Below are 16511 nucleotides of genomic sequence, written 5' to 3' on the forward strand. Positions count from 1 at the left end.
CCGGTGCGGCGGCGGTACGCCGGGCGGCGATGGCGGCTGCGGTGGCCTGCCAGTAGGCGTCGTGGCCGGTGCGGCCTTCCTCGATGTAGGGGCCGGCGGGCTGGGCGGCCGTCCTTCCACCCCGAGCGGTGGGTTTACCACGCTCCATGAACGTCGCTTACCTTCCCGACAGCATCGTGCATGCGGTTCAGCCGCTTCTTGGCACCGCCTTCCCAAGGGGCACAACTGACTGGCGCGTTCTTACCAGGAAGGATCTCGGGCCAGATCGTCAAGCAGGTTGTCTGCGACGGCTTCTTCGTAGAGGGTTTGGTTGGTGCGTTGCATGGCCTCGGCGAGCTGCGGATCCCATGGGGTCGGATGGGGCTTGCCGCTGAGCGAAATGCGGTCGTCCTCGCCGGTGGCAGAGGCGCCGGCCAGATAGTCGCTGGCGGTCATGCGCCAGGGGCGAGCCCGGTAGCGGTTGATGAGCTGGTTGGTCATGTCGATGCCGGGCCAGTCGAAGTCACCGTGGTAGCAGAGCGTTCCCCCACCTCGGCTGATTGCACGGGCGAGGCGGTGGAACGCGGTTGAGGGTCGCCCTTCGGTGCAGACAAGCGGTGGGCTCGTCGGGCCGAGTTCTCCGGCGGCCCGTCGTAGGACGGCGGGGTTCTCGCATGCGTAGACGATCGGCTGGTTGACGGAGATCGGCAGGGTGACGAGCTGATGGAGGGAGATATGGAAGGGTGTGCCGTGGCGGGCCGCGCCCGTGAGCCATTCGCCCAGGCCTTCGCCGTCAGCGGGCAGGTTGAGCACCAGAACGCGGCTGGCGAGGTCGTCAACGATCACGTCGAAGGCGTCCCAGAGGTCGCGGCGCGCCTCGGCGCCGCTCGCGAGGGTGGTGTCCTTCGCGATAGCCAGGGCGCGGAGCACCAGGGTCGGGAGAGCACCGCTGCCGTGGTTGAGGGCTTTGGTGTCACCGGTGGTTGCTTCGGCAAGGACTGGGAGCATGAGCGGTGGCGCGTTGCCTGGGCGCGTGTGCAGGTGCTCGAGGACGCGGATCGCGCGGGTCAGCGCGGCGCCGTCGTTCTTGTTGACGAGGCTGGTGAGGGTGCCGTCCGCTGTGATCACGGTGAGCCAGCTTCGGTACCACGAGTGCTGTTCGTGGAGCGGGCTGGCTTCGGCGGCGGCGGCCAGTTCTGCTCGCGCCCGACCCTGTGCTTGCTTCTGTCCCGGGCGATCGACGAGCGGTCCTCCGAACCTGCTGAGGAGGGCTGCCAGTGGGGCGCCGGTGGCAGCCTGGATGGCCGCTTCGAGGTCGGCGAGCTTCACCGTGATCCTGGCGATGCCCGGTGGCCGGTAGCTGCCCGTGATGCCGATCAGTGCCTCGCGTTCGGCATCGGTGGGGGCTGTGATGCTCACCGAGCCGTCGAGCCGACCACCGGTGCGTTCGAGAGAGCGGCGCGCTGCCGCCAGCAGCCGCTGGTACTCGGGACCGCCGTAGAGGTCCTGCGGGTCTGCCGGTGTCATCATTCCTCGTCGTCCTGTCCTTCGGTGAGGTCGTCGAGGTCGGTGTCGGGGTTGATGTCGGTGAGGAGGCCGTCACTGACGGGCGCGTGGCGGCGAGGTGTGAACCCGAGGATGTCTGCGGCCAGTTCGTCGGAGCCCGGGTAGCCGAGGTCGTCGTGGATCTGTTCGCCGTCCCAGAGCATGAGCATGGCGGAGACGGTGTGGGTGGCTTCGTCGTGGAGCATGTCGTAGTGCGAGATGCGTGGGACCGACGGGTAGGTGATCCACAGGTCGTGGCCGGTCATGAAGAGGTCGAGGTCGAACTTGACGGTCAGGGCGAGGAGGTCGGGGCGGTAGCGCTCGTCGATTCCGGCGAATGCCTCGTCCAGCGCGATCAGGCGCGGGCAGGTGGGGTGGGCTGAGCCATACTGGGCGTTGGCGGCGGCGAAGAGCGGCAGGTGGATGGAGGCGGACTTCTCACCGCCGGACATTTGGCTGTGCTTGGAGCGGGTGAGCTTGTCTTCCTTTCCTCCGGGGCGGGACAGGAGTAGCTCGAACCGGCGCCAGGATCGGTAGTCGAGGACCTGGGAGATGATCTGCTGGTAGGTCTTGCGGCGGTCGCGGGCTTGTGCGGCCCGGATCTGGCTGCGCAGGTGGGAGCGGAGTTCGGCGAGCCCTGCGGGCCCCAGTGCCCTGGCGTCCTTTTCAAGGAGCTTGTTGACGGCGCGCTGGGAGTCTGTCAGGTTGTCCGACTGGACCCAGCGGATTCCGACCCTGGTTCCGGAGGACATGGGTTTGGCCCGGGTGTCGGCGTCCATGTCCCTGACGAGGTCGCGTGCTTCGATGGTCCGGGAGTGGACTTGTTGGGCGAGGCCGGTGAGGAGGGTGTCCTCAAGAACAGTTCGCTCACGTTCTTCCAGGAGTACCTTCTGGTCGGCCACTTGTTCGGCCAGGCGGACGGCGAAGTCAACGATGGGCGCGGGACCGTCGTTGTCGCGGACGCGGGCGAGGATGATGTCGCCGTCGGGTTCCCATTCGAAGTGGTATCCCTGGTCGGAGGATGCCAGGGCGCTCTCGAGTGTGCTGAGGGCAGTGGACAGTTTGCTGGCGGTGCTCTTGAGGGCGCTGTCGGTGGCTGTCCGGCCGCGGGTGGCCTCGTCGAGGGCGTCATAGAGGGCGCACGTGGCATCGGGGAGGGCGCCGCGGGCTCCGGCTTCGGGTTTGAGGTCGGTGCTCGGGGCGGTGAGCCGCACCATAAGATCCTCTGCAGCCTGATCGGCTGTCGGCCACAGCTCGGTGGGTGTCCAGTTGCTATTGGTGGTCGCGCCCAGGACACGGAGCAGGTCGGGCCTGCTGTACGGCTGGAGGGCGGCTGCCGTGCGCAGTTGTTCGGCAACTGCCGTGGCGAGGGCCTCGTGGAGGTACTGGAGGGCCTTGTCGGCGCCGGCGAGTGCGAGCTGCTGGGCTGAGTGGTCCTTGTCGGCTTGTCGGTAGGCGTTCTGAGCGTCCTCGAGCTGCCGCTTCAGGGTGTTGATCTCTTCGTGGATCCGGCGCAGTGGTGCGCCGAGGGTCTCTTCCTGTTTCCGGAGGCGCTCGGCGAGCGCCGTGTGGTCGATACGTCGCGCTTCCAGCGCCTCGGCCTGTTCCTGGCAGACGGCGGTCTGCTCGTCGACGGTGTTGCGTCGGTCGGTGAGGTCTTTGCGTAGGTCGGTGATGCTGCTCCTGGTTGTCTCCAGGGCGGCTGCGGCGGTGGTGAGGTCGCGAAGGGCGTGGTCGACGGCTTTGAGGCCTTCGGTGTCGGTGGGAAGCTTCAGGGCTGCCGCGCTCTTGTGGAGTTGGCGCTTGCGCTCGTGGGCTTCCGCGATGGCGTTGTCGAGTACCTTGCTGGCGGTGGTGAGCCGGCTTCGGGCGTCGGTCGCCTTGTTGGCGGCGATGACCACCTGTTGGGCTGCGGTGACGATGCTGGTGGTGCTCGGCAGTTGGGCGCGGGCGGTTGCGAAGGCCGCGAGGTTTCCGGCCGCGTGCTGGAGGTCGGCAGTCAAGGTCTTCAGGGTGCTTTCGAGGCCGGTGATGGCGGCGTCGTAGGCGTTGAGCCGCTCGCGGCGGCGGGCGGCGCGTGCTGTCGCTCCGATGTACTCGGGCTGGTGCTTGGGGTGAGCGCCGCGGTGGACCCCGAGGGAGAACTGGCCGCGGGTGCTGACGGTTGCGGCCGAGTCGTGGTGGGTGCCCGGGTTCGACATGGCGAGGTCGTCGGCGAGGGCGATCGAGGCGAGGACTGCGCTGATGGCCTGCGCCTCGACATGTTCCTGCTCCTCGGGGACGAGGACGTTGGCGAGGGTGCGGCCGGAAGGGCGCTGTTCGGGGGGAAGCGGGTACAGGAAGCCGTCGGCCTCCTGGTCGGCGACGGCCTGGCGTGTGGCGCTGGGGTGCGGGTGTACCCATGCCGTGAGCAGGCCCGCGCCGTACAGGGCTCCTTCGATCGCCGCCGTGTACTCGGAGCTCAGGTGATCGGCGAAGCGGACGAGCTGCCACAGCGGCGCGCCAGGGCGGTCGGTTCGGTCGGCGGGGCGCAGGTCGCTGGGCGGCGGGGCGTCGTCGCGTTGCGCGGCCACGCTTGCACGTTCGGCCCGTGTAGCCTCCAGCGTGGTGTCGGTCTCGTCGTACCGGAGTTGGAGTGCATCCTGGTGTCGGCGGGCCTGGGTGCGACGCTCGTCAGTGGCGTTGTGAAAGACCTCCTGTAGGGAGGTTGCGCCGGGCTCGTCGGCCGTTGCCAGGGCCCGGGTGAGCAGAGCGCTGTCCTCCGGTCCGAGTACGGCGTGCGGGTCAGCGCCCATCCAGCGGTTGGTGAATGCTGCCAGCTCGGCGGCTGCCTGCGTTCGCGTGTTGGCCAGCGCTCGGGCTGCTGCGTCGCTTTCGAGTTCGCGCTCGGAGACCTCGGTCTCGGCCTTGTCGAGGGCGTCTTGGGCGGTCTTTTGCGCGCTGGCCGCGTCCTGGTAGCGGCTCAGGTGGCCCTGGACGACTCCGATGTCGTGACGCCGGGTGGTGGCTCGGGCGGCGGCTTGGGTTCTGACGTCCTCGGCCAGATCGAGCGGGTCGTCGTCAATCGGGATGCCCGCGTGACGGGCGTGTTCAAGCAGCGCGGTGACGTGCCGGCCGGCGGTCTTCTCCGCTGTGGTCAGCCTTTCGGCGAACCGTTCGGCTTCCTCTTCGAGCTTGGCTACGTGCTTCTGGGCCCCTGTGAGGTTGGTCGCGGTCTCCTGGACGGCGCGTTCTTCCGCGCTGACGCGGGCGCGCAGCTCGTCGAGGTCCCGCTCGCCCTTGATCGCTTCGTGGTTCTTGAGGCCGTCCAGTTGGGCCTGTGTCTTCTTCGCCGTCTCCGCTGCCGTGTCCCGTTCGGCCTGGGCCTTGGCCAGGGCCGCGGTGGCGTCTCGTCGCTGCTGGGCGGCGTCGGTGATCTTCTGGCAGTGCCCGGCCGTGGCCCGGAGCCGCTCGGTGATCTGGTCGACTCGGTGACTCGCGTGGACGCGCATGTAGGCGGTGTACTCGCGCAGGAAGTCCTGGACGGCCGTGTCTGCGCCGATCAGTGCGTCGAGGACGTCCTGGATCTCGGCGAGGTTCTCAAAGTCACCAGCGGCCTGCTTGATCAGGTGTTCATCGAGCGGGCGCAGGCCGGCGGTGAGGGTGGCGGAGAGCTTGTCGGGGTCCAGGTCCTTGGCGAGCAGTGGGCGACGCAGTTGCAGGAGAAGGTTGATGAGCTGGGCGTAGCGTTCGCGGCCGAGTCCGAACAGGCGATCGTCGATGGCATCTCGGTAGGCAGTGCTGGTGGCGTGGAGGGCGTCCTTGCCGATGAGCTTTTCCAGCTCCGTCTTGCGGAGCGGGCGGGAGTCTGCGGTGAGGAGGCCGAAGTCGAGACCGACGCGGCCGTCGGTGACGAAGAAAACGCGGCCGGGGCGTTCTTTCGCCTTGTGGGCGAGGAGACCGATGCCGATGGTGACAGCCTCGAGGAGTCGGCCTTCGGGGGTCGAGCGGGTGAATTCCATCCACACGTAGCCGAAGTTGGACTCCTGGCCGCGGTAGAGCAGGTTGGACTTCATGGTGCGTTCTTCGCCGCTGAACGGGTCGAGGCGGCGGGCGTCGATGCTGCCGTCGAGGACAAGGGGAAAGAGGACTTCGAGGGCTTTGGTCTTGCCGGATCCGTTGTGGCCGCGCAGCACCAGGCGGCCGTCGGCGAAGACGAACTCCTCGTCGTCGTAGTCCCACAGGCCGATGATGCCGGCGCGGGACGGCTTGAAGCGGATGGTGGTGTCGACGGCGTTGGGAGTGGTCATCGGGTGACGTCCTCGGGTGCGCTGAAGTCGAAGGCGAACTGGCCGTCGACGCTCGGGCTGGGGAGGGCTGCGGTGATGTTGCGGTAGCGGCCGGCGGCGGGGCGGATGAGGATTCCGCCGGGTACGCGGTGGACCAGGCGCAGGTCCGCGAGAAGAGTGATCGCTTCGTCCAGGAGGCCGGCGGGGTCAGCCTGCCATTTACTGGTGAAGGAGGACGGCCCGAACTCCTCGTAGAGTTCGGTGATCATTTCCTCCAGCCGGGCCTGTTCGACGAGAGTCGCGGTCGCCAGCGGGTGTGGCGGCAGCGGGTCGTCGACGTACACGGCCACGGGTGGGTGCTGTCCGGGGGCGGGCGATTCGTCGGCCAGGGCGCTCAGAGTGGCTGTGTGGGGCAGGGCGACGTCGATGTGGGCGATGAGGGTGTGGTGTTCGTCGACGGGGTCGGGCGCGGGAAGCCGGCTGAGCCTGCCCGCTTGGGTGGGGTCTTCTTGCAGGTCGGCGACTTTGGCGAGGAGCAGGCCGGCGGTGCGGTTGATAGCGCCGCCTCGTCCGGGGAATCGCTTGTCGGTGAAGTGTCCGGTGGTGTCGACCAGCATGACGCCTTCGGAGCGGCGTTCGATCTTCAGGCCGGTGAACCGTGTGAGGTCTTCCTCCAGTGCGGGCTGGCGCAGTGCGCCGGCCATCTCGGGGTCGGTGTCGGCGTAGTAGACCACCGGGTGCTCGATGACGGCACGGCGGGCGCGCTGGGCGGTGTAGCGTCGGCGGGCGTCGCGGCCGGTACCGGTCGGCGCGGATTCGAGGAGGCCGGCCACGCTGGTGAGGTGCTGAAGGGGCTTGCCGGGCTTGAACAGCGCCGCGCACAGGCTTTGGTCGATGTCGTAGAGCGCGTCGCCGCGTTCGTGGTCCCGGGCCCAGTGCTGGGTGGAGCCGTCGGATAGGCGAAGGGCTCCGCGGTGGACGAGCCAGTCGATGACGTCGACGACGGCGTCCTTGTGTCCCGGGACTGTGGGGTCGAAGCCCAGGTGCTCGATGGTGTTGGCGTACGGGGTGAGTTCCCGCACGAGGTCGGCCAGGTTGATCTCGATGCGTGAGTGGTTCAGGCAAGCGAGGACCAGGCAGAGGTAGGCGAGGCGGCGCCGGTCGAAGGGCCGCTTGCTGCTGCCGGCCGCAGTGAAGTCCTGGCTTCCGTCGAGGCTGTCGAGGCGGCGGGTCAGCCGGGCATGGTAGGAGGTGGTGTGCAGGGTGTAGCCCAGAAGGGAGCGGAAGTCCTTCGCCAGCTCGTCGGCCCAGGGTAGTACGGAGGCCAGTGCGCCCTTCCGTGGATAGCTGTCGGTGACGAGGCTGTACAGCAGCATCAGGCGCGCTGCCTGCTGGTAGGACCCGAGCTGGGCAGTCTCGACGGTCGCGGCGACGCGGTGTGTTGTCATCAGCTGGGCTCCGGGGTACGCGCGCTTCGGCGGGCCGAGATGATCTCCAGGTGGAATCCGGGAAGGTGCAGGGTTCCGTTGACGGTCCGCAGTTGGCTGCCCCTTTGGTCGGGGATCAGGCGCAGCGTCATGACATCGCTGGCTCCGGTCGACGGGTGCAGGCGGCCGGCCACCACGGTGCGGCTCTCCAGGGCGCGGGTGAGCAGCTTCAGGACCGCCCTCGTCTCGGCTTCGTCCAGGATCCTGTCGTGGGCGCCGTGCTCGAGCAGTCCGCTCGCGGCGGCTCTCTCCGCGGCTCGGCTCTGCAGATGCTTCTGCCGCAGCGGTGCGCGGATTCCTCGGCTGGTTCGCACCGGTTGCGGCCCGCCGGGGGCGGGGCGTTTGCCGTGCTTGAACAGGCTGACGCTGATCTCGACGCCGGGAGCGTCCCACCAGGTCGAGCGGCTGGAGATCTGGTCGTCATCGTCGTGGGCGCCGGCCAGGTGGCGCACGGAGCGCAGGTCGAACGCCGCGGCCATCAGTGCGTTCGCCGCCTGCTGGTCCGGGGCTCCGGCGACCCAGGCCGCCAGGTGGCGGAGCTGGGTGGTGCGGCTGACGCCAGTGCGCCGGGATTCGGTGACCTGCCGCAGGAGGGCGATGACGCCGGAGATCGCGTCGCGGGTGGCGCTCTGCAGCTGGACGGCCTTCGGTTCAGCGGGATACTCGGCGACGAACCACTGGCGAAGCCCCGTCCAGCGTCGTCGCCAGTCTTCCCTGCGGGCAGCCACGCTCATCATGGGCCGCCCGTCGACGTCGGCAACGCGGTCGAGCATCGTTTCGATGCCGCTGTCCTCGACTTCGCGGACCGCGTCGAGCAGGCGGGGGGTGTAGCGCTCGAGCTCCGCCGAGAACTCGCTCATGTGCGCGAGCAGGGTGTGCTTGTGGCGCAGGAACGTCTCGGGCGAGATGTCGGTGGTGCGGGCGACGTCGTTCAGCGTGAGGTAGAACCGGGCGGAGCGCTGGGTCATGTCCTCCAGGACCGCGTCCAGTCGGGAGAGCTTCCGGTAGATCTCCTCGCGGTCCGCGCTGCGGTTCGCCGTCGCCAGGGCCGTCAGGTCCGCGAGGATGTCGGCGAAGACGAGCCGCGAAAGGTTCGCGTCCTCCACTCGGGCCCCGATCACGGCCTCCACCGCCGTGTAGGCCCGGTACCCAATCTCCGTGAACTGGTAGACCGACTGCCGGTTGCGGTACGCAGCAAGCGTTCCGGCGCGGGACGCATCCTCGACCCGGTGAAGAACCTTGCCGCCTTCCCGTCCCCGGTCCTGCTCACCCGAGAGAACATCCAGCATGTTCCGCAGGTTCAGATCATCGGGGGCCGGCACATCGGCGTGCGTCTCGCCGAGTTCGGTCAGCGCTCGGGCCACATCAGCGGTGTGAACCTGCACCTGGTGGACCGCACGCAGGACGTTCATCGCCCTCAAGACCCACAAGTAGGCCGTCGAATCATCGCGTTGGGTGAAGTTGAAGAGCCTGAGCCGGTCCCCCACCGCAAGCGAGTCGAGGTCGAATGATGTCGACGCCGTGTCGCTCGAACCCTCGCGCTCTGCCATCCAGGCCACGTCCCCTTCCCTCGTCGGCATCCCGCTCAACGGTGGCACACCCCAGTGACATTCACAGCCCGGTCAGGCCATCAGCAACCGGAAGAATCCGGATAGCGCTCGACGCGAGAGCTGGCTCCGCCGGCCGCTCGATGCCCATGACCACCGCGTGCTCGCCAGAGACTCGCACCCTCCGCTCGCATCTCCCCGTCCCGAGCCAGCGCATGATCCGTACCGTAACCGCTGGCACCGGCAGTGCGCCGGGAGATCGCCCAACCGGCAGGCTCGCCCGCCAACTTCACGCACGGGTCGCAGGCCACCACCCGACAGCTGCGCAAAGAAGGGAAGATCACCTGGGGCCGACGCGGAGAGGGAGACCAGTGACGGCTGACGGGTGCCCTTTCCCCGCGGAGCGTCGGCGACCTGCGGCCCCTGCACTCAGGCTACGGCTGTCGTCACGCGGCATCCGGCAGCTGTTCCGACGACATCGCCGGTTCGCTCACGAGCTGGAACCCGCAGTCTCCCGGACGCCGACCCAGCCTCTGCAGCGTCAGGGCTGCGAGCAATCCGGCCCCGGGCCCGCTCACGGGAGAGCGCTGAGTCCTGACGAAGAAGATGCCGTCCACGTTCGGCTCGGCGCCACCCAGGTCGCCTCCGGAGGCGAGCGCGACACAGAAGCCCCACAGATCGGCACGCAGTCCGCTCGGCAACCTGGGGTCGACGTAGACGAGCGGACGGCTCTCGCCGTCCTTGTCGTATCCGAAGGCGACTGCGGCGCCGACGCCCTCGGGCAATGCGGGAGCATCCGAGGGCAGGTCCTGGGCCAGGCCATGGTGGCGATCGACGATGATCGCCTTCAACTCGTCGATCACCTCCTCGTCGGTTCGCCAGCCACTCAGCGGGGCCCATCGGCTCTCCTCGTAGAGCGTCTCGATGTCCGCCGCAGTGAGCCGGTCAACACCGGCACCCGCGTCGGTCGCTGTGCCTTCGCGCTTTCTGGGGACGCTGATGATTTCGAACTCGCCATCGGACTCGAACGCCGGCGCGGCACACATGCCGATGCCGGGCTTCCCGATGTAGTACCCGATGAGCTTGCGGATGAGTCGCGAGAGATCCAGGTCCGTCTGACCGGGTCGCACGTAGATGCGCAGGCCGCTCGACGGATCGCCGAGCATCGCGCCGCGCGCGTTGTACGGCATCGCCGCTTCGCGAACGGTGGCGTTCAAGAGGTCCAGAAGGACCTCCAGCGGCAGGGCCCAGGCGTCGTGTGCGCGCAGCACATCGGCCCGCTCGCCGACCTGCGGCTCCTTCGAGGTTGTACGGCCCTCGGAGGCTCGCGGCTCGAAGCTGGTGACATTTTCGGCCATGTCGTGTCCCTTCATCGCAGTGGCGATAGATGAATCCAGTTTCTGCACGACCGACGTGCTGCACGGCCTAATCTGGAGAAGCGTGTTCAGCTGCGCTCTGGCCCTGCCAAGCTCCGGGAGCATTCCTCGGTTGCGGTCGGAGGATTAAGATCGCGTGGGGACCGGCTGTTCGATCTACCAGCTACCGAGTTCGCCACCGGGCAGACCGAGGTTCTCGTCCTGCTCTGAGCGTGAACCTGACCGGCTCGGACAATACGCTCGTCGCCGGATCGAGGTTGGCGAGCCTGGTAACGAGTGTGGCCATGGCCAGGCGCTCGGGGAGTGCCTCGTGGAACTTCAGACCGCGCATGGCCTGCCTTCACGTCGACATCGGGCAGGGCACAGCCGTGCGGCCGCGTCGGCCGTGCCTTGCCTTCCACATCTGCGGAGTGAGGTCGGCGCGTAGGCGCAGGTATGAGCCGACGAGGGTAGCTTTGAGTGGCCGGGAGTCGCAGACTGGCCTGACTATCCACCAGGCCAAGCGTCCGTAAATGGGCCCCGTCACGGCCAGCCTCGACCACAGCGACGCTCAGGCCCTCCAGAACGGCCCGAACCGCGGCAGCGAAGACCACCGCAAGGTGTACATAGCGCTCCCATACGCCATCGAACCTTCGCGGTGTGATTGGAGGTGTCGCCCATCGAACTCGTGGTGGTTCGATCAACTGGTGGGCTCTGCTGGTCGCTAAGGTGTCTGCGGGTGACGCCGGATGATCAACGGCGCGTCCGCGACCCATTGCCGGGTGTCGGAGGTCAGCGTCGCGTCTGCCGCCATGTTGGTCAGCGTGGCGACGGTGATGCCGCCGCAGGCTGTGTCGATCATCAGCATGAGCCTGGCTGCTTCAGAACGATGGGCGTCCGGCAGCGTGTGGTCCAACGCCAGCCCCGAAAGGCGGGTGAGTGCCTGCACATGCTCACCTGCCAGGGCCAGCTCCATGCATAGCTGGATCGCTAGGAGCGCGGGCAGCTCCTGCCTAGTTGTCAGCATGCCCAGGACATGTCGGGCAGTCAGTCGACACTGGTCGTCATAGGCCGTGAGCTTTCGGGCGGCAAGCGCACGAATAGCCGGGGTCTCGACGTTGGACTCGGCGAGAGCAGTCAGGATGTCTGAAGCACGAACGCCGGCGCCTCGCCACTCCAGGGTGCCGATTCGCCTGACCGCGGCGATACGGTCGCTGTCACCAGGCGACAACGCATGGTCGACGAGCGCGGATTGCGCGGCTTCATGCAGATCCGGCCCCCAGAGCGCCACGCCTTCGAGTGTGCTAAACCACTCAGGCCATCTCAGTACCGCCTGGCCGGACAGGGCACCGATGTCATCGGCCAGGCCGGCGCGAGCACGCGGTCCGAGGTCCGCCAACTCCTGCAAGACCCTCTCTCGCGCAATCAGATCGAGATCACCACTGGCCAACTGCGCCCGGAGGATCGTTTCCGACACGTCGCGCACGGTCGGATCCATATGCGCGAGATCTGCGGCCAGCGCGGCGAGCTCCAGTGGTTGCACTGCCCCGCGCACAGCATCTAGGACGTGCAGTGCCGCCTGAGCATCCGAGCCCTCCAATGTGCTCAGGAGCCGTGCGGCATTCATCTTGTCGATCCCCGCGGTGCCAAGGCCCTGCGCGACTTCGCTGGCGTGTGCAATAGCTGAGTCAGGGTCATGACTGGCAAGGGCAGTTGCCATCGTCAGCCGCTCCGCGGGGTTTCGGGAGCGAATAGCGGCTCTCTTGAGCAAACGGAGTGCTTCATCACGGTCAGCGGCAACAGTCGTGCGGATCAGCTCGTCGACCGCCTGGCACCAGCTACTCGCAATCTTGGTGAGGCCTATTGCGGCTCGGCTGTCCAGGTAGCTGACGGCATCAGCCCGAAATTCCGCGCCCAGCCTCAGAAGGGTGGAGACCACGATATAAGGGTCGGCGGTGCGGCGTCGGGTGAGGAAGTGGACTGCAGCATCGAGATCAAGGAGGCGGAGCGCCTCGACGATCGCGGTACGGGCGGTATTGGGCAGTTTGAGGTCCAACGCGATAAGGCAGGCCCGCTCCGTAACTTGGCCGCGCATCTCGGTGGACCTTGATGCGAGCGTACCTAGCACGGCGGTGACAGCCACGACGTTCCAGGCGGTCATGTCGGGCGTCAACAACGCGAGGCTTGCCCGCTGATGCACGGCGTTTCCGTGGGCCAGAAGCGCCGCCAGTAGGAGCCGCTTCGTCCTGCTGAGCAGCGCTGTTTTGTTGGTGACCGACGAGGTGAGGACCGGTGTTCTCTCCAGCAGTTGCTGAATGTGATCTGCGAGTCGAGATCCAGCGGCTGGTCGGTGATTGGAAAGCCAGGCCGCGACCATCGGCCAGTACTGGACGCCTCGCTCTCCCGTGGCTCGGGATTCGCCGTGGCCTCGCAGCCCGCTCGCAATCGCGTTGACCAGTACCTCAGCCAGCGCATCAACCACGTCCTCGGCCCGTGCTCGACTATCCAAAGAGAGGAAACTTCCGATGCCCCCTGGCACCTCTGAGTCCTGTTGCCTGTCCGCAACCGGCTCCAGCCCCGGCGACGCGCAACGGTGCGTGATCGGGTTGGGCCATCCGGCCGGACGCTCTTCGGGGTGATTGTCCAGGTTGAGTGGATCTACCACCATCGAAAACGAATGACCCTGCGTATCGCCAGGCTGGACAGGCCACAGTTCCAGAGGCATAGCCTGAGCAACTTCGCCGGCCAGCATGTCCCCCGCCCACTGGCGGTGGAAGGGATGGACAGATGCACCACCTCCGGCAAGGCCCATCAGGCCGTCTTGCGCCATCTCCGGTTGTCCTGAATCCAGCAACAGTCGGGCGGCCTCTAGCCGACGCCTACCGGAGACGCCGGTGTCAGCAAGGAGACGTTGCAGCGCCTTCAAAGCGTGTGCCCGGTGCGGCTCGCCGCACCGTAGCAGGGTTCGTGAGGCGGCGATGCGAAGTGGCTCCGGTGCTGCAACGTCGTCGATGACGGCGTGCAAGACTCGCTCGACGGGGCGGGATACCGCACGGAGCAGATCGAGCGCGACAATGGCGTGATCATGAAACTGCCGGTCGTGTGTAGCGCGCCAGAGCCAGTAGTCGAGGGTTCGAGCGAGCGCGGCGTGCTGCCCTCGGGCTGCTGGCACACCGTTCGACAGCAACTGGACGGCCAGGATTCGGGCGAGGTCGTTGCCGGCCAGGAGCCAGTCGAGGAGTTCCTCGGCCTCTTTGTTGAGCAAGGCACGGTGAAGAATGGTTCGTTGATGCGCTGCGCCGCCGGGAGCGCAGGCGAGCCGCAGGACTCGCCACCACGCCGCCTCGTCGGGATCGAAGCGAGACGGAAGGCGCCGGGCATCCAAGAGATCACAGATGTGCTCGGCGAAGGTGTGGTGGGTGAAGCGCAATCCATCGCCGTCGTGCGCGAGCAGCCCAGTGGAGGTCAGTACAGAAGCGACGACAGCCGACCAGTCGGGCGGCAGTGGCTGAGGCGCGATGCCTTCGCGGCGAAGCCAGTCCAAAGCAGTGGCCAGCAGGGACCGGGTATGCAATGCATGAGGCGCGAGATGCTCGATGAGATTCACACGTGCTTCGATGAGGGCTTGCGCGATACTCTCCGCCTGCGGCCAGCCTGCCAGGCGCGCACGGATATCATCCATCAGTTGCCGGGACCTCGAGTCGTATAAGTAGGAGAAGTAACGCTCGTACAGGTCGAACCGGCTTGCAGGCAGTGGGTGTTCGGGGTCTTCTTCGAAGACGATGGCAGCAACGGTGATCAGCAGTGGAATAGAGGCGACTTCCGCGAATCGCGCCTCCCCCAGTTCAGCAAGGAACCGATGGGCGAGACCCTCATCCTGGGCGAACCACGCCTTAGCGAACTCGGCACGCTGGTCATGGCGAAAGGGCTCAATCGTGTATTGGGTGAGGTCCTTGTCCCTCTCCCACACCCGGCGTTCAACCATTGGCAGGGGACGTGTCGTCACCAGTAGGTGGTAGTCGCGAGACTGCTCCATGAACACCATCAGCCGCTGGGTGAGCTCGTTGCGCTCCAACGGGTCTGTGACCTCGTCGAGCCCGTCGATAATGATGAGCCATCGACTTCCGGGTGCCTGAGACTCCAACAGGCCCGGATCCAAGCTGTGGGGCAAGAAGCGGGCCAGGCTCACGCGAACCGCGTCTGCAACGGCGGTCATCAGCCGGGTGTGCGGGCGAGCCGCCAAATCCCGGGCCAGAACACGGACGGGCAGAAGCGTGATGTCGCTCCGCCCGCCGGTTAGAAGCAGCTGCCGGGTCGCGAGCTGCAGGGTGAGGCTGGACTTCCCGGAACCGGCCTCCCCGATGAGCAGGACGTGGCGGTGTGCGGCCAGTGCCGCCTCTACGGTCTTGGGCTTCAGGGCTTCTAGGTCTGGTGCTGCGACATTGGTGTCTGGGTGAGAGGCCATGGCACCTCCGGCGACGAGCGATGTCGAGACCTGCTGACGCACATAGACCGTGGCAGGATCCTGGCGGTGAAGTCCCACCGCCCGATAGGGGAACGCCCGGGCGGCGCTGCGCTGGGCCTGTAGCAGTGCCTGTACGTCAGACGACTGGGCTTCAGACTGACCTCGGGACGATCCGAGACAGTGCTCCGCGATCACATCTGCCCGGATCGCGTAGCTCTGCCGGGCCGGATCGGCGCTGTTCAGCTTGGTGTAGGGCAGGACGTGATGCGCACTGACGAGCATGCCGATGACGATCTGGCGCTCGCGGTCCCACAACGGACTTCCGCTGTAGCCGGGCTGCACAGCATGACCGGTCGCCGACCCGCCCAGCACCAGCCACTCATCGGCCACTCCGGTAACCCGTGTGGACACAATCGTTGTGGGTTCGCCGCTCCCGAACCATGTCCAGGCCTCCTTCCCAAGTTGCGGGGCGGCGAGCGTGATAGGTCGGCCTGGAAGTGAGAGCGCGTCAGCTACGCGCAGCAGGGCAATATCTCCGCGCCACCGCTGGTCAGTGCTACGGAGTCTGCTCCCGGCGCCGCCTAGCGAGCGTGCCGGCCACCAGCCGCTGACGCGTGCTCGTGCCCGGACGCCAGGGGCCACAGGGAAGGCCACCGTCACCGTGTCTGCCTCGTTGGGCTCTTCGACAGCGAACTGGCCCCGCCCCAATGCCAGGTTGACCACATGTGCGCATGTAAGAATCTCCACCTGCCCCGGCTCGGCAGACGCCACAAGGACTCCGCCGCCGACTACCCGTCCATCGGGCTGCAGCACCGAGGCAAACGCGGAACGAATCGGTTCATCCGCTGTCGGTGGATACACCGTTCCAGCGCTCCGGCTCACTCAGATACTGCCTCGGGACCACCGACTTCGCTCACACTTGTGCTGTTCAAGCGCCAGGTTGCCGAGACGTTGAAGCTGGCCTCGCCACCACTGATGATCGCGAGCTTCAGCCCGGCCGTGAGCTTGATCCCGAACTCGACGGTCAGCTCTTCAGGTGCCTGCGGAAGCCGCGTGACCTGGCCGTGCAAGCTCCTGAGGACTGGAACCAGTGGGGCAAAGGCGTCATTCAGGCTCTGGCCTGCATGTTGCACGACACGCACACCGATCCCCACCGGCTCGATCGCCGAGCTGCCAGGCATCTGGTGGAGCGCATCGGCAGCAGCCGCCGCATGCTCGGTAGGCCACACCTCGACCAAGACGTCGGTACCGTCCGGGAAGTTGAACTCCACAAAATCAGACACGGTCCCCCCGCATTCGCCATGGGTATGAGCAGCTGTGTGCGACTGCCCCAGGAGCCTCAAGCTCAGCTGAGGGTACCGCCTCAGCTCGCCCAGCCCCGTCGAATCACCCAACTACGGCAAACGGCTACCTCGCGGGATCGCCGGCTCGGCGGCGTTCATCAAACCCCTCGCCTACTACAGAGGCAGTTCTGCAGCCTCGTACCAGGACCCTCTTCTGCCGTTGCCGCGCCAGGGCCGCGGTGGAGCCCGACCTCCTCAGTGGGCTCAGCCAGCCTCGACACTCGTCCTTCCCCCCTTGGACCGTGTGCCTATGACCATCGCCCATGACCGAGGCCGCTTGAGGGGCTCCCGAACACGGAGGTCTTGGCAATCCGAGGCTGGGCGACACTGTGACGCCGTACGAACTGACCCTCCTCGATCAGCTTCCGCTTCCTCTCCTCATGGTCCGGCCACATGTCGGGCCCACGCACGCGTAGGTGCCCTGGGGAACAGGATGGCGACCTCGTCAACGGTGTCGTCAGCTCTGCCCATGCGGAGGCGCCCCGCCTCGCCCGTCCGCAGCCGCCTGCCACCGTCACCACG

At 67.0% G+C, this 16511-nt stretch carries 7 protein-coding genes; all 7 read right to left on the reverse strand.

Going from position 1 to position 16511, the window contains the following annotated elements:
* Positions 1-240: 240 nt before the first annotated feature.
* The 7 genes from ACWDBB_RS23665 to ACWDBB_RS23695 all read right to left on the reverse strand — a co-directional run bounded on the left by ACWDBB_RS23665 (position 241) and on the right by ACWDBB_RS23695 (position 15917).
* Complete coding sequence (locus ACWDBB_RS23665) at positions 241-1509, reverse strand: TIGR02679 family protein (RefSeq protein WP_449791505.1); 1269 nt, start codon at positions 1507-1509, stop codon at positions 241-243.
* On the reverse strand, positions 1506-5813 hold the full coding sequence (locus ACWDBB_RS23670; protein ID WP_449791506.1) for a TIGR02680 family protein: 4308 nt from the start codon (positions 5811-5813) through the stop codon (positions 1506-1508). Before ACWDBB_RS23670 ends, ACWDBB_RS23665 begins: the two co-directional genes overlap by 4 nt.
* Positions 5810-7240, reverse strand: coding sequence for a DUF2398 family protein (locus ACWDBB_RS23675; RefSeq protein ID WP_449791507.1), 1431 nt, complete (start codon positions 7238-7240; stop codon positions 5810-5812). Before ACWDBB_RS23675 ends, ACWDBB_RS23670 begins: the two co-directional genes overlap by 4 nt.
* Positions 7240-8829, reverse strand: a complete 1590-nt coding sequence (locus ACWDBB_RS23680) for a TIGR02677 family protein (RefSeq protein ID WP_449791508.1) — start codon at positions 8827-8829, stop codon at positions 7240-7242. Before ACWDBB_RS23680 ends, ACWDBB_RS23675 begins: the two co-directional genes overlap by 1 nt.
* A 443-nt stretch (positions 8830-9272) precedes the next feature.
* Positions 9273-10199 (reverse strand): hypothetical protein, encoded by a 927-nt coding sequence (locus ACWDBB_RS23685; protein ID WP_449791509.1) that lies wholly within the window; start codon positions 10197-10199, stop codon positions 9273-9275.
* A 706-nt stretch (positions 10200-10905) separates the two neighbouring features.
* The gene (locus ACWDBB_RS23690) at positions 10906-15528 is read right to left on the reverse strand and encodes a trypsin-like peptidase domain-containing protein (protein WP_449791510.1); all 4623 of its coding nucleotides are present in this window, start codon (positions 15526-15528) and stop codon (positions 10906-10908) included.
* The gene (locus ACWDBB_RS23695; protein WP_449791511.1) at positions 15525-15917 is read right to left on the reverse strand and encodes a CU044_2847 family protein; all 393 of its coding nucleotides are present in this window, start codon (positions 15915-15917) and stop codon (positions 15525-15527) included. The genes ACWDBB_RS23690 and ACWDBB_RS23695 overlap by 4 nt, the downstream gene beginning before the upstream one ends.
* Between the last annotated feature and the right edge of the window lie 594 nt (positions 15918-16511).

Source organism: Kitasatospora sp. NPDC001095 (assembly GCF_053598615.1).